Origin of the sequence: Affinundibacterium danionis (genome assembly GCF_042432465.1) — a bacterium.
GTDB lineage: Bacteria > Pseudomonadota > Gammaproteobacteria > Burkholderiales > Burkholderiaceae_D > Undibacterium > Undibacterium danionis.
In genome coordinates, this window is the sequence record NZ_JBHLXJ010000035.1 from 93998 (window position 1) to 108786 (window position 14789).

General features: G+C 45.4%; 15 protein-coding genes. 3 read left to right on the forward strand and 12 right to left on the reverse strand.

Translation table 11 applies throughout. The annotated features are described in order from the left end of the window. The first annotated feature begins 13 nt into the window (after window positions 1–13). Together ACFFJH_RS19325 and ACFFJH_RS19330 are read left to right on the forward strand one after the other, a co-directional pair. Complete coding sequence (locus ACFFJH_RS19325; RefSeq protein WP_390214703.1) at window positions 14–487, forward strand: AAA family ATPase; 474 nt, start codon at window positions 14–16, stop codon at window positions 485–487. After that, window positions 477–1238, forward strand: a complete 762-nt coding sequence (locus ACFFJH_RS19330) for a tRNA(His) guanylyltransferase Thg1 family protein (protein WP_390214704.1) — start codon at window positions 477–479, stop codon at window positions 1236–1238. The genes ACFFJH_RS19325 and ACFFJH_RS19330 overlap by 11 nt, the downstream gene beginning before the upstream one ends. Window positions 1239–1571: 333 nt before the next feature. Here the strand turns inward: ACFFJH_RS19330 and ACFFJH_RS19335 are convergent, their stop codons facing one another. The 8 genes from ACFFJH_RS19335 to ACFFJH_RS19370 form a co-directional block, all read right to left on the reverse strand. Continuing rightward, window positions 1572–2336: a hypothetical protein gene (locus tag ACFFJH_RS19335; RefSeq protein WP_390214705.1), complete on the reverse strand. Its 765-nt coding sequence runs from the start codon at window positions 2334–2336 to the stop codon at window positions 1572–1574. 97 nt (window positions 2337–2433) lie between these two features. Continuing rightward, a complete protein-coding gene (locus ACFFJH_RS19340) occupies window positions 2434–2610 on the reverse strand; it encodes a hypothetical protein (RefSeq protein WP_390214706.1) in 177 nt (58 codons plus the stop codon). A 330-nt stretch (window positions 2611–2940) separates the two neighbouring features. After that, window positions 2941–3228 carry a type II toxin-antitoxin system RelE/ParE family toxin gene (locus ACFFJH_RS19345; RefSeq protein WP_390214707.1) on the reverse strand — a complete coding sequence of 96 codons (288 nt, stop codon included), beginning with the start codon at window positions 3226–3228 and terminating at the stop codon, window positions 2941–2943. Next, window positions 3225–3443, reverse strand: a complete 219-nt coding sequence (locus ACFFJH_RS19350; RefSeq protein ID WP_390214708.1) for an addiction module protein — start codon at window positions 3441–3443, stop codon at window positions 3225–3227. Before ACFFJH_RS19350 ends, ACFFJH_RS19345 begins: the two co-directional genes overlap by 4 nt. 158 nt (window positions 3444–3601) lie before the next feature. Continuing rightward, window positions 3602–4588, reverse strand: coding sequence for a ParA family protein (locus tag ACFFJH_RS19355; protein ID WP_390214709.1), 987 nt, complete (start codon window positions 4586–4588; stop codon window positions 3602–3604). Further along, a complete protein-coding gene (locus ACFFJH_RS19360; RefSeq protein WP_390214710.1) occupies window positions 4585–5769 on the reverse strand; it encodes an RNA-binding domain-containing protein in 1185 nt (394 codons plus the stop codon). Before ACFFJH_RS19360 ends, ACFFJH_RS19355 begins: the two co-directional genes overlap by 4 nt. Window positions 5770–5818: 49 nt before the next feature. Continuing rightward, window positions 5819–7576, reverse strand: coding sequence for a glutamine--tRNA ligase/YqeY domain fusion protein (locus ACFFJH_RS19365; protein ID WP_390214711.1), 1758 nt, complete (start codon window positions 7574–7576; stop codon window positions 5819–5821). 286 nt (window positions 7577–7862) lie between these two features. Then, window positions 7863–8444 (reverse strand): hypothetical protein, encoded by a 582-nt coding sequence (locus ACFFJH_RS19370; RefSeq protein WP_390214713.1) that lies wholly within the window; start codon window positions 8442–8444, stop codon window positions 7863–7865. A gap of 369 nt (window positions 8445–8813) precedes the next feature. On the opposite strand from ACFFJH_RS19370, the gene ACFFJH_RS19375 reads away from it, so the two are divergent. Next, window positions 8814–11117 carry a carbohydrate binding family 9 domain-containing protein gene (locus ACFFJH_RS19375; RefSeq protein WP_390214714.1) on the forward strand — a complete coding sequence of 768 codons (2304 nt, stop codon included), beginning with the start codon at window positions 8814–8816 and terminating at the stop codon, window positions 11115–11117. A 315-nt stretch (window positions 11118–11432) separates the two neighbouring features. Here the strand turns inward: ACFFJH_RS19375 and ACFFJH_RS19380 are convergent, their stop codons facing one another. The 4 genes from ACFFJH_RS19380 to ACFFJH_RS19395 form a co-directional block, all read right to left on the reverse strand. Beyond that, window positions 11433–11888: a GNAT family N-acetyltransferase gene (locus ACFFJH_RS19380; protein WP_390214715.1), complete on the reverse strand. Its 456-nt coding sequence runs from the start codon at window positions 11886–11888 to the stop codon at window positions 11433–11435. A 45-nt stretch (window positions 11889–11933) separates the two neighbouring features. Next, window positions 11934–12737, reverse strand: a complete 804-nt coding sequence (locus ACFFJH_RS19385; protein ID WP_390214716.1) for a LytR/AlgR family response regulator transcription factor — start codon at window positions 12735–12737, stop codon at window positions 11934–11936. A gap of 91 nt (window positions 12738–12828) precedes the next feature. After that, on the reverse strand, window positions 12829–13932 hold the full coding sequence (locus ACFFJH_RS19390; RefSeq protein ID WP_390214717.1) for a sensor histidine kinase: 1104 nt from the start codon (window positions 13930–13932) through the stop codon (window positions 12829–12831). A gap of 249 nt (window positions 13933–14181) precedes the next feature. After that, window positions 14182–14742 (reverse strand): papain-like cysteine protease family protein, encoded by a 561-nt coding sequence (locus tag ACFFJH_RS19395; RefSeq protein ID WP_390214718.1) that lies wholly within the window; start codon window positions 14740–14742, stop codon window positions 14182–14184. Between the last annotated feature and the right edge of the window lie 47 nt (window positions 14743–14789).

The following is a 14789-nucleotide window of genomic DNA, read 5'->3' on the forward strand; positions in this document are numbered from 1 at the left end:
CTAATATGTACCCATGGAACTCCTACTGTATTGCGGCTTGCCGGGGGCTGGTAAATCGACTTACTACAAATTACATCACGTCGACACACACATTCGTCTCAATCTCGATATGTTGAAGACGCGTGAGCGCGAGCGCTTGCTGTTGGAGGCGGCGCTTCAGGCCAAGGCTAAACTGGTGATTGATAATACAAATCCTGATGTGCTGAGTCGAAGTTTGTATATTCAAGCGGCGTTGCAGGCTCGTTACCAAGTGATTTGTTATTGGTTCTGTGCCCCATTTGAAGAAGCTCTCGCGCGCAATGATCTACGAACCGGTACGGCGAGGGTGTCTCGTGTCGGTATCGCATCGATTGCCAAACAATTTATAACACCGAGTTACGAAGAAGGTTTTCATGAGATCCACCGCGTACATACTTTGGATCACCATCGTTACAATTTGGAACGCTCGATTGATCTGAGCATCTCTGAGGTAAAACATGAAGTTTGATGATCTTGATAAAAAAATGCGCCTGTTTGAGACGCAGGATGATCAAACGGTAGCCGCTGATGTCTGGATGGTGGTGCGTCTAGATGGTCGTGGTTTCACACGCTTAACGAAAGAAACGCTGCCGCTAACGATACCTTTCGATGAACGATTTCGCGACGCGATGTGGCACACCACCGCACATCTGATGCAAGCGGGATTTCGTGCAATATATGGCTACGTACAAAGCGATGAGATTTCGATTTTACTTCATCCCAAGGACCATACCTATGGTCGTAAGTTACGAAAAATATTGTCGGTCACCGCAGGCGAAGCCAGCGCATGTTTTTCATTAGCGATGGGTGTCCATGCGGCGTTTGATTCGCGTGTGAGCCAGTTGGATGACGCGGCCTTGGTGATGGATTATTTCAGTTGGCGCCACGAGGATGCGCATCGAAACTGCCTCAATGCCCATTGTTATTGGCGACTAAGGTCGGAAGGCGTCGCGCCGAATGTCGCGCAAGCGCAAATAGCCAAACTCACTTTAGAACAGAAGTGTGACTTACTCAGCGAGCGTGGTATTTGTTTCGAAGATTTACCAGCTTGGCAAAAACGCGGCACGGGTTTTTATTGGCAAGAGCAGGTGAGTTCAGGAGTCAATCAAAAAACGGGCGAAACCGTGTCGGTACTTAGACGTGCGCTTGTGAAAGATGAAGCACTGCCTCTGAGCGAGGCGTATCGTGATTATTTGACGAAAATCATTGCGTCGATATAGGTGCACGCTTCATTCTCAATCCGGGCAGCCTTTGTGCCAACGCATTTCATTTCAAGACTTGGGCCTGGGTCGGTTTACTTGAAATGTCAAATGTAAGGCCTGACCCCGTGCTTCTCAAAATTTGTGTGAATCTTTCCGTCCTCGACACAAAGATGAGCGAATTTAGCTGGGAGTGAAATGAAGATGAAAAATGTAGGGCGGGTGCAACCCGCGCCGCCAGCAGGTTCAAAATGCCGATTGGTGACTTTGAACCATGAAAGAAAATTGGAGCGATAAATCCTTGAGCGTAGTTGCAGCGTGGGTTGCACCCGCCCTACATGACTGATTCTCGGATTAATAGACTTTTCTCATCGGCTTCAATGGTGGCTTAAGGACTTGTAATATTAAATCTTCTGCATGTATCGGTGTATAGGAGCCGTCTGGTTTTTTGCAAGATGATCTACTTCCTCCTCTTTTTCCGTAACCTAAGATTTCGCTGTCTGAGACGTAGTCTTTTGCTGTAGCTAAGACCTCGCCAGATTGAATTTCGAGAATATTCATTTCAATACCAACAATTCGCTTTGAGAAATTTGGCGGATGGATTTCCCTCCACGTAAATCCATATTTGCTGGATATTTCCTTAAGGGGAAACACTTCCTTTCTTATTTCAAGTTCGTTATAACAAAAAAAAGTTTTACATTCTTTAGTCAGTACAATTTCTGACTCTATGCGAACGTATTGTTCAATAGTTTCCTTTAAGGCCACGCTTTCAAAAACATATCCAGTAGCGGGTGTTAATTCTCCGTAACGTCCGTTTTGTAGTTTGGTGACCAGAATGTTGCTCGGGTAGTCAAACAGCCATCGATCATATCTGGTGTTCCAGCAGCTAATTGAACCGTTCCAATTGCCATGTTTGTCATATAAAAATGGGCAACTACGATTTCCATATTGATCGGGTAATTGCATCAGGAAAATAGAATCGACATTTTCCACAACTCGATGAATTTTTATGCCTGCATCTTTGTGGCAAATTATCTGGAAATAGTTGTCTTGCATGCTTGAACAACCAGATATTAATAAGACGAGAAGTGAGCTAAATGCGAATAGAATTTTATTCATTTAAATTTTTACCTCGATTGAAATCCGGATATGCAAATGATTAAAAAGGGGCTGCATCGTTTTAAGTCGATATCGGTCCTTGTCTCTTCTGCATGACTTAATTAGGTTTGTATTCAGTCGCATCTTCCTGAACAGAAGGCGACTGTCGATAGTATAGTTTGCGTGCTTTTTCTACTGCTTCAGCGACCGCTTGTTGCATCACTTTTTCAAGTGCTGCGGTATCACGCAACTTGGCTGCGATAGGGGCGTCTATTGATTTTTGATGCTGTTCCATAGCGTTTCCTCATAAATTTTCAACTCGCCATTTTCTGCTTCAGCTGCTATTTTTGTATGATCAATGCCGGAGTTGTCGAACACACTTCACTTGTCTACAAGCGGCAAATACAAATCACGGAAGTTTTGTATACTACGCACATAACATCGTGCAATCACATCAGGTGGAAAATTATGCCGCCCATCTTCACTCCCAAGGCAATAAGCTCCTGAGTGAATGCGATGTTACTGAGCCAAACTTAACAAACATTGCTAAGATAACCCTGAGTCTGGAGCTTTATTAAGAACGCTGAAAAAGTGCGGTTCGAAAATGTCGAATAAATCCAAAAAATCAGTCCCAGCTTTTAGGATCTCTACGAAAATGAAAGCACGCCAGCACCGATACCGTATTTTCTTCAACGACATAATGCAAAGCATTTGGGAAACGTCGAAGGAAGGCGCGGCGTACTTCTCTGTATTGAATTTGGTATTGAAATGGATTACGTGCCAGCACTGCTTCGTTTTGTTTTACCGCTCTGAGAAATTCGCCGCCTAAGCCGAAGGACTGTTCTTCATACCATTGAAAAGCTTCAATGATTTCAAGTTCTGCATCCGGTTCAAAAACGACCGAAAAACTCATATGCTGACGCCAAGTTTTTGGGCTATTTGATCGAGACTGATACCTACAGGCTTTGCTGATGCACGCTTAGCTAAGCGACGATCAAGCTCTGTTTTTTGTGCTTCGGTAATCGGAAAGTCAGAACTACGAGTGGCAACGCTATCCCACAAATCTTCTACTAACTGAATCCGTTCAGCGATATCGAGTTGTTTAATTTTGCCGAGTAAAGTGCTCATTTTCTCACCTAGATTGTCACTGCGTTTTTTGATTATAGAAGGTTTTTCTTGGGATAGAACAAGGCGATTTATTTGGGGTTTGTCGTAATGTTAGAACTGACCCCGTTCGTACATGGCTGGGAGTTAATGGGTGACTCTGATCGCGGTTGTTGATATTCTCAATTAACAGTGATGCCTACACCCTTACCAATTTTTTTTGCTAATTCCAAGAAATCAAGATAACAATCATTCACCGCTTCCATATGTGCACCGATAGCTCCGTCAGATGATTTTAGAAAGAAAATCGGTTTATTGGCTTCCATTGCCATCGGCATCAGACTTCGGTAGTGTTTTAATTTCGCCAAGCTAAATTCGTCGTTTTCGATGGCTGGGACAGTAGAAAAATCAGTGTCAAGCACCGCGGACCGATAAATTGTAGGTATTCGATCTAACCATCTTTGGTAGGCTTTCACTGGACGTGAATCGCGAATTCCATGTTGCATGACTATGTAACCTGCTGGAGCCATTGATCCGTTTGGAATTAAGAGGTCTTTTGGCGCTTTTGGAGTAAGTTCACTCCAAGCACTTCGCCAAGCCCTAAGTGTTGGCCCCAGATTTTTTAGACCTTGCAATGAAAATAGATCTGGTGCTAACGGAAGAATAACTTGATCCGAAGCGATAATTGCACTTCGGTTGATTGCGCCCAAATTGGGGCCGACATCAATAAGAACTAGTTCAGCATTAAATTCATCAGACGCTGCGCTAATTAGTCGATAAAACGCTGTCATAACTCGAAATGCAGCCTCATCGCGATTATGACATTTAGGCCAGCTTTCAGACAATTTATCTTCGAAATTAGAGAGTGCTAGATCGCCAGGGATAAGACCTAATTTGTCAGATATCTTTTCGATATTAGGTTTCGCGATGTCTCCCAACCCCCGTTGAATCGGCTCAATAGAACCAAAAATGGTTTCAGGGTGTCCATTGTCTGGCCATATTTTTTCGAGTTTTGATTCGTTTAGAAACATTGCAGTTAGATTTGCTTGGGGATCCAAATCTACAGCAATTGTCCTGATTCCACGGTCGGCGAACATCCAGGCGAGATGGTAAACCAGAGAGGTTTTTCCCACACCGCCTTTATTGTTAAAAAAAGCAATCGTTTTCATTCTGGTCTCTCGGTTATTTTCACTAAGACGGTATGTTCATCAAAAATAAATTCCGCAGGTGAACTGCCGTTATCCGCAAGTACCGCTTGTGCTCTTTGTACGCCATACCCAAATCGATTAACAAAACCAAGGGATTTCATTGCTTCGGCAATAATTGGATTGCGATAACTATTTCTATTTGGAAAATTTTCGACTGTCACTTCGCCATAAAGCCCTCCTGGGCTGTGTATTTCAATATGGTCGCTAAATACATAGAATCGAATAGGCGTATTACTATCATAATTGCGATGCATCACAGCATTCATAAGTAATTCTCTCACAGCTGTTTCGGGATAGTTTGACACTTGCCGTTCTTTTATATTTGAAACTTTCTCTATCTTTGTTTTTATGATCGATTTAAGTCGCAAGCTAAGTTCATGCATCACAGAAACGAGGTCGCCAGATATCTCCGCTTGTTGCTTTGGTATGTCCGTTAAGCTAGTTCCACTCAGTTCCAAGTATTGGATATATGCTCCGGGAAGGAAATATCTAGGATTTTTTCCAAACAATAGGATGCCCGCAAAAGTCGAACAATTTCGATCTGGGTCAAAGAGTCTCAGGGAACTCAACTGTAGCTCGATAGGGCGATGATTTGCGAGAATTGTTTCGGGATCGATGGTTTGTCTACGATATGCGTCGAATTGACCCAAGGCTAAATCATCTATCTTCGCTTCCACGCAAGGTCGAGCATCAAATGACCTAGCTAATGCGACCCTGCGTTCAGAGAGAATACGTTCTTCCTGTTCATTTGCAATTGCTTTGCGTGGCCCCACCCTGATCCAGACGCGCCCTTTATATCGAACAGGGGGCAAATCAGAAGGCCGCACCTCAACGACTGCAATATCACCTTCATCAAAAGAAAATTTGGAGACCGTTAATGCTGGCTGAGGTAAGACATTTCCATCGGCTCTGATTGCTGCAAGATTCTTCAATAATTCGTCAGTGACCTTCAAGTTTGAAAAACTGCCATCGTCTTTAATTCCGATCAAAAGGTATCCTGCTTTTCGATGATTTGGAAGATCATTTGCAAATGCACAGATAGCTTGGCAAAATTTTTCAGTATTGTTCACCGACTCTGTTCGCTCGATTCGATCCGACTCCATATCGGTAAGCAATAATTGGAGTTCGTTCTGAGATAACATATGCGTCCTTATCAATTTCGTTGGCTTATCGAGAATAAATTAACTATTCTTACTTCCCCCAAGAATCCTTCAAAGTAGTAACCCGATTAAACACAGGCTTACCCTTCACAGAATCCACACGATCTGCCACAAAATAACCATGGCGTTCAAACTGCAAACGGGTATCTGGTTCGACGTTGACCATGCCTGGTTCAACATAAGCACGGATCGTTTCTAACGATGACGGATTCAACAAAGCCATAAAGTCTTTGCCGCCTGCATCTGGATTTGCATCGGTGAATAAACGGTCGTACAAACGTACTTCGACTTCTAAGGAATCAGACACGCTAACCCAGTGGATGTTGCCTTTGACTTTGTAATTGGCGCTGCCTTCTGTGCCGGATTTACTGTCCGGGAAGTAGTTGCAATGCACGCCGATAACGTTGCCGTTTTCATCTTTGTCGCAGCCGGTGCATTCGACCACGTAGCCGTAACGCAAGCGCACTTTGTTGCCAGGGAAGAGGCGGAAGTAGCCTTTTGTTGGTTCTTCCATGAAATCTTCTTGTTCTATCCACAGTTCTTTGCTGATCGTGAATTCACGGTTGCCGAGCTCTGGGTGGTGTGGATGGATAGGTGCGGTGCATCCGACTTTTTCACCCTCTGGGAAGTTGTCGATGATCAGTTTGAGTGGACGCAAGACGGCGGTGGCACGTGGTGCTTTTGGGTCGAGGTCGTCACGCAGTGCACCTTCTAAAGTGCTGTAGTCGATCCAGCCGTCCGACTTGGAAACACCGATGCGGTCGCAGAAGAGTTGAATCGCTTCTGGTGTGTAGCCGCGACGACGGATACCGACGATGGTTGGCATGCGTGGATCGTCCCAACCGCTGACGATGTTTTGTTCGACGAGTTGGCGCAGCTTACGTTTGGAGGTGACGACATAGGTCAAATTCAAACGCGCGAATTCGTATTGTTGTGGCACCGGTTGTTTGAAGAAACCACCTTCGGCGGCACGGGCGATGATCCAGTCGTAGAACGGACGGTGATCTTGGAATTCCAAAGTACAGATCGAGTGCGTGATGTTTTCAATCGCGTCTTCGAGTGGATGCGCGTAATCGTACATCGGATAGATGCACCATTTGTCGCCGGTATTGTGGTGGTGCGCGTGACGAATACGATAGATCGCTGGGTCGCGCATGTTCATGTTCGGTGATGCCATATCGATCTTGGCGCGCAAGATGTGAGCACCATCGGCAAATTCACCAGCCTTCATACGGCGGAATAAATCTAGAGATTCAGCTGTTGGGCGATCGCGGAAAGGTGAGTTCACACCTGGCTTGGAGAAGTCACCACGATTCGCGGCCATGTCTTCAGCGCTTTGGCTATCAACATAGGCGTGGCCTGCTTCGATCAAGTATTCGGCAATCGCATAGAAGGTGTCGAAGTAGTTGCTGGCGTAGTAGAGGTGGCTGCCGCCCGTGTATGCGTCACCATTCTTTTCGCCATAGTTCCAATCGAAGCCCAACCATTTGACACTGTCCATGATGGTGTCGACGTATTCTTGATCTTCTTTTTCTGGATTGGTGTCGTCGAAACGCAAGTGGCAGCGACCTTGGTAGTCACGTGCTAAACCAAAGTTCAAGCAAATCGATTTGGCATGGCCGATGTGCAAATAGCCATTTGGTTCAGGCGGGAAACGCGTGATCACATTCGGTAAGCCATCGCGTGTGTATTTGCCTTCGGCTAGATCGCGGTCGATGATGCCGCGTAAGAAGTTGGAGATGACTGGGGCTTCCGTGTTTTTGTTATCAGTTTTTTTGTCGTTGCTCATTGCTTAATTCTTTACAAAAAGGATACAAATTAGAGGTAAGTTTAGATTGAATATTGGCAAGCATTTTACCGTAGCGCAGCAAATTTAGGCGCTTTTGGCAGGATTTGACGCGTATTGCTTGGGGGCTTGAGTGGTTTTTTGTTGAGATATTGCGCTTAAAGCTTGTTTAAAGCATGTTCAACGCTTGTTCAACGCTTGTTTAGCGTCCTTAATCGCAGAAATTTGAAGGCTTGATGCAATAGAGTCGAATGCAGTTGGGACAATAGCGTTCAAATCAAGCGCTTGTTTATGGTTCCGTGCAACTCTTGTGCATGCAGTTACCAGGTTTGTTGGGCGCAATGACGAGTCCCGCTGCCCATAGGTTTTTCTTGCTGTCTTGGAAGTGACGGGCGCAAAAGTAGATCAATTTTTCTGTGTCATTATCCCAAACATATTCCTTGTAGCGTAAGCCTTCTTCGTTGCCATCAAATGGGCCGTAGGGTTTGCCGTAAGTCTGGGTGAGTTGCTTGAGCAGTGGTTCACAGGGGGGATGGGTGTTGAAGTCGTTGTGGTGAAAGGCATCCGATTTGGGTGTTTCGAATTGGTATTCAAAACGCAGCTGTAAGTGGGTTGCTCGTTTGTTTTGGATCGTATAGTTGGCACTGGTGACGCTGTCTTTGACGTCGCGTTTGTCGATGCGGATATAGGTGCTTCTTTCTTGTGTATCAATCGCGGAATGTGGAAAATTGGCTTTGAGCTCTGCTGTGCTACTGTGTAAGCGCAGGCCACCTAGGCTGAAGCTTTTGTTCTGTGCGAATGTTGTGTTACAGACCAAGAGCGAGGCCGGAAGTAGGTATATTAGCCCGATCAATTTGATAATGTTCTTCATGATTTTTCCACTTTATTTCGCTAAGTTTGGGCTAAATTGTCTACGCACTTAGCTTTCCATAAGTCATCCTTGGGTAGCGACGTACTGAATCGATACAACACTCAGGCGGATGTGGTCGCACTGCATCGTAGCGTTAGTTAATATGCACGGTCAACCTGATAATCAATCTGTAATCTATTCGCTACCCGCCCTAAAAGTTTGATTTTTTCTGGTTCGACACGACTTATTTACGCCACTTGCACTGTCGGAGTACGTCCTTGTTTGAACTTTAATATTTTTTTATATTCTAATCACATCCTTTAAAATGCCAGCCTTTTATGTTGGGCGCGAGATATCTTCGGTTCGTGCCGATTTTGAGTTGAGAATTCTATGTTGAAAAAGTTAGTTATTGCGTTGAATCTATGTTTCGCTGGTGCGTGCGCTGATGCGCAGACGCAGGTAGAGAAAACGATAGAGGCTAGGGCAGAGGCCAAGGCCAAAGCAGCGGAACAATTGCCGACGCAAAATAAGGTGACGATACCGCGTGCAAAAACGCCGCCTCAATTGCGCGACTATGCGAGTGGTGTGCCTGCTGATGCTGGCTTTGCGATTAGTGAATTCACGCAGCGATCACCCACTGACGGGGCGCCGGCGACACAAGCGACTACCGCTTATTTGTCGTATGACGATACGCATTTTTATGCGGTGTTTGTGGCGAAGGATGATCCTTCTTTAATACGTGCACGAATTGCCAAGCGTGAGGATTTTGATGGCGATGATTTGGTGGTGTTGGAGCTAGATACTTTTCATGACAAGCGCCGTTCTTTCATTTTTTTTGTAAATCCTTATGGTGTGCAGTTAGATTCTAGGCGCACCGAGGGATTAGATCCTGACAATAATTTTGATACGCAGTGGGAATCTGAAGGCGAGCTAACTAGTGATGGTTATGTTACACGTATGGCGATTCCCTTGAAGAGTTTGCGATTTAAAACTAGCGATGTGCAAACTTGGGGCGTAGCGGTAGGTCGCATCATTTCACGCTTGAATGAAGAGTCTTTTTGGCCGCCTATTAGTAGAAAAATTGCGGGCATCGTACCGCAATTTGCGAGTATGCAGATACCGGAGAAATTGAGTGCAGGGCGCAATGCGCAAATTAATCCCTTTGTCTTTTTAGGTAACTCTCGTTGGCTCAATACTGAGGATTTTAAACATCCTCAATGGCAGCAAGATAATAAAGCGCAAGTGGGGCTCGATGCGAAATGGGTCTTGGGTGATTCGACGGCGATAGATCTCACACTTAAACCTGATTTTAGTGAAGTTGATTCTGACGAACCACAGATTGTGGTGGGTAAACGTTATGAAGTTCTGTTCCCTGAAAAGCGTCCCTTCTTTTTAGAAAATGCTAGTTTTTTTCAGACGCCAAATCCCTTGTTTTTTTCGCGTCGCATTAGTCAACCTAAAGCGGGTTTGCGAGTGACGGGTCGAGTTGATCAATGGGCGTATGGTGGATTATTAATTGATGATCAGGCCGCAGGTGAGGATCAGGAGTTTAAGAAAGCCAACGCGCATATTGCAATGGCGCGGGTGCAAAATGACCTGACGCATGATGTGAGTGTGGGTGTGCTGGCGACGGACAGGCGTGTATCTAGTGAACATGCCGAGTTGGCGGAGCGTGATTCAGTGTTGAGTTTGGATGGTCGTTATCAACTAGATGAAAACTGGATTTTTCAAAGTCAGTTGGCGCGCAGCCAACGCCAGACCAAGCTCAACGAGCGTGATCAGAAGCAAAGCGGACATCTCAATTATCTGGAAGCCAAACATCAGGGCAAACATTTAGAGCTGCTGGCGAAGTATTTGGATGTCAGTGCTGATTTTGCGACGAGCTTGGCATTTTTGCCGCGTACTGACGTGAAGCAAATTCAGCAAGAGGGCAAATATGTATGGCATTTAGAGGGCTACGAGCATTTACAAAGAGTCGGTACAGTCTTTAATACTGAGGCGGCGCGCAATCAAGATGGGCAGTTGCAAGATTGGTTGATGAGTGCTGGAGGATTTCTGGATTTTAGTCGCAATTCTTGGTTTGAGGTCTTCGCTAAACGCGGTTTTGAGACTTATGCCGGACGTGATTATCGTAAGCAGGGATGGATGCTTGACGCAGGAACCAGTTGGTGGGATTGGCTTAGTGTCATGACACAAGTGGGCGTGATGGATAGCATCAATTACACGCCCGCCAATGGTATCTCTGGGCTCATGGGGCAAGGCCGTAGTGTGGATTTGACAGTGACCTTGAAGCCGCATGCGCAATGGCGTATTGAAGAAAAAGTATTGTGGAATGACTTACGCAATTCCGCCGACGCCACGAGTCGTGACGCATTGGTGTATCGAAATTTGATGCTCCGATCAAAATTGAGCTATCAGCATAATCGCTTTTTGGGTTTGCGTTTGATTGTTGATTATCATCTGCTCGATAGCAATCCGCGCTTGAGCACGCTCACGTCAGGCAAGCAACTTAACACCGATTTTCAGATTAATTATTTGTTGAGTCCTGGTACCAGTGTGATTGCAGGCTATGGCAATCGTCAGGAGAACTTGGCTTTAATAGGAAACCCGTTACAGGTACAACGCACAGAAGATGTGAATTTGCGCACAGGACGTAGGGCATTTATTAAGCTGAATTATTTGTACCAGTTGTAAGATCAGATTCCTTGCTTATTGAGGCGACTTGGATGACTTTGTGGTTTCTGAGGTGCTCTCTGAAGCGCTCTCTGCAGTACTCTCAAGCAACCCCTTCCCCTTCAAGGGGAAGGCTGGGATGGGGATGGGTTTCAGTCATTTGCTCGCTAGATTTACATTCATCGATAAAACCCAACTTCACCCTAGCGCTCCTCCTACCATTAAAGACGAGGAGGGAATTTATCTCTCAAATTACTCTCATGACAAACTGCGAAAGTTCAAGTTAATTTCAACTAAGCTCATTCATGCAAAATCATGCATGGATTAAATTTTTACTTAAGCCGACAACAGCATTTCTACATGGGGAATATCATCTTCCAGATACATGTCAGAGACCGTGACAAAGCCAAACGATTGATAGAATTTTTCCAAATATTGCTGCGCGCCGATGCGGATTGCATGCTCAGGATGTAGTTGCTGGCAAGCTGCGACACCGCGTCTCAGTAACTCTTTACCGATACCAGTACCACGTGCAAATTGGCTAGTCATGACGCGACCTAAGGACGCTTCTGGATATTTCAAACCAGGTGGAACGATACGCAAATACGCGGCGACTTGTTGATCGTCGCTCCAAGCGATCAAATGCTGAGAGTCTTGATCAGCGTCATCCATGTCTAGGTAAGGGCAGTTTTGTTCAACGACGAAAACCGCAGAGCGGGCGCGTAAGATGGCGTACAGTTGTTGAACTGTAAGCTCTTGAAAACGGCAGATCTGCCAAGTGATATTTTGCATAAAAAGTCTTTATATGGTGCGTAAGTTCTATGGGTAAGTGGCATTCTACATTTGCTTAAACAAATGCGCATAGACTCGGCTAACTTGTAGTTTTTGTGTGCTGCCTTTGAGATGCAAGCTGAGTTTGCCCGTTTCATCGCGGCTCGCATATTGTAGGTGCTGGGTATTGACGATGTAGCTGCGGTGAATTTGCCAGAACAGTTGTTGATCGAGTTGCGGCAATAATTCGCGCAAGCTCATCCGTATCAAACTGGATTGATCGGCTGTCACGACATTGATGTATTTGTCGGTTGCCTCAAAATACAGCACCTCGCCTATCGGTATCATGCGGATCTGATTGCCGACCGCTGCGCGTATCATGGTCAAGCGTTCTACTGAGGGATTATTCAAGCCAGCAAAAGCGGGATTGAGTTGGCCCAATTGTGCGATCATGCGTTCCAGTTCAGATGGGCGCTCTTGTTTATCTTCTAGCTTGGCTTGCAGACGCTGCACGGTCTTGGCGATGCGTGCGTCGTTGATCGGTTTTAAGACATAGTCGGTGGCCTGATGTTCGAAAGCTTGAATCGCAAATTCATCATACGCCGTGACAAAGACGATCAATGGAAAAGGCTTATCGCCCGGCCATTCTTCTGCTAATTCTTCCGCTACTTCTAAGCCAGTTTTGCCCGGCATTTTAATATCGAGAAAAATCACTTCAGGAAAAATTTTGAGCGCATGATTAACAGCTTCTACGCCATTCGCAGCTACATAGGCGATGTCTAATTCTGGCCAGAGTTTTTCTAAAGTTTTGACTAAAGTGAATGAGAGAATTTCTTCGTCTTCGGCGATCAGTGCACGTATTTTATTCATGATGGTAGTGTGAAAAATAGGATGGTCAGAGTAAGACTGAATTTAATTTAAATTAAATGAGTGAGCGATTGATTGAGTTGTTCGACTATATTTAGTTGGTTTCTGTAATTGGTAAGGTCAACTGCGCGACCACGCCCGCGACTTGATTGGGGCGCAGAATTAAGCTGGCGTCGGGACCATATAAAGCGAGTATGCGTTCTCTCACGTTGGCATTGCCAACATGGCTGCGATTGTCACTGCTGACGTACGCCTCATTGTAATCTGGTGGTAGGCCTAGACCGGTATCGATAACCAGAATCTGTAGGTTTGTTCCTTTTAAACTGGCACTGACTTGTATGCTGCCACCTTCCATTTTGGGTTCTACTCCGTGCTTAATGGCATTCTCCACCAGCGGTTGTATCAGCATAGGTGCAATTTCTTGTGAGGCTAATGTTTCGGGTAGGTCGGTGCGATAGCTGAGACGCTTTCCCATGCGTATTGCTAGCAATTCTAAGTAGGAATTGGTGAGTTCGAATTCATGTTTTAACGTGGTTTTTTTAGTTCTAGAAGAATCTAGGCTAGCACGCAGATAACGAATCAATTGCTCCAACATATGTTGTGCACGTGCTGTATCAATGGCGATCAATCCTTGTAGATTCGCGAGCGTGTTAAACAGCATATGCGGTTCAATTTGCGCTTGTAGTAATTGCAGTTGCGCTTGTAATGCTTGTTTTTCCACGGCGGCTGTACGGGCTTTTTCTTTTTCTTGTTCTGCTTGTAGCTCGGCAAGTTTAGATTGGTTCCAGAAAAAGATACCAGCAAATAAACTAATAAAAACGCACATGATGACGATAGGCAGATTACCGCGATTCATGATGGAAAAGAAGCTAGGGATTTTTTGACCATAGATCAGCATGCCAGCCGCGCCACCTAGGTAATAGCCTATCGGTGCGGACGCCGCGCACATGAGTAAAAAACTGGGTCTATGTGGTTTGTTGTGACGCCAGATAACCCAACGCATGGTGGTAATAGTCAAGTTGATAGAAGTACCGATCAACATAGAAAACACCCAAGTCATACTGAAACTAGGTCCAACTTTCATCACGAATGTCAAAAAGATGGCGATGGCCGTGTTGACAAAAATAAGCTGGCCAATATCGAACATCAGGGTAAAAATTCGCGGTTTGGATCGCTTTTGGACTGAATTGGTGGTCATGCTTTGAATATCCGGTTTTGATTTGAGTTTGTTATATGGCGAAGTCTTACGGTGAATCTTTGTCGCTAAGTATAAAGCTTAGCCAAGAATTCGAGTCGGATAAAGTGGTGTGCGACCAAGTAGCGTGTTTTCGCCGCGAGGCTCGCTTAAATTGACGTGATTGGAGCGAAGAGGGGAACGCTGGAAGTATCTGATACTTGCGATTACAGGTCGGTACAGAGAGGGGAGTCGGTACCGACCTGATAAAAATTAATTGGTTACCGCTGTGTTATACCAATAGCGATCAGAGGCGGACACTGTGCTGGCGTAGGTACGGGTGTAGGCGCCGTTGCCTGGCCATGGATCGTTGATATACAAGTAGTTGCCGCTATAGCCTTTGACCACGACAAAGTGTCCGCCACCGCCAGTCCATTGCCATAAGATGATGTAAGGACGATTGGCGTTAATGCGGGAGGTGGAATTGGATTGCGATAAGACGCCTACAACGGAGGAGCTAACTCCCCAACCGTTCAGAATGTAGGCGATGGAATTGGTGGTGTTGGGCTGGTTGGCATTGCTATTCCAATTGAAAGTGCTGTTGCCACAGGCGTAGTTGATCCCTTTGGCATAATTCACTTCGGCGCATTGGCTAGGTGTTTTGCCGAAAAAATTCAGCACCATTTGACTAGTACCGGCCCAGCACCATTGGCTGTGTTCTTGAACTTTTAATGGCACGTTTAGATTGTAAGTTTGAGCCGAAGCGAATTGGCTCAAACCCAATAAGCTGGCGAATGCCAGTGCTTGGAAACTCATTGTCGTCATTTTTTTCATTGCTATGTCTCCTAGACAGTGTGATTTATATTTTTTTACTGTTGTTG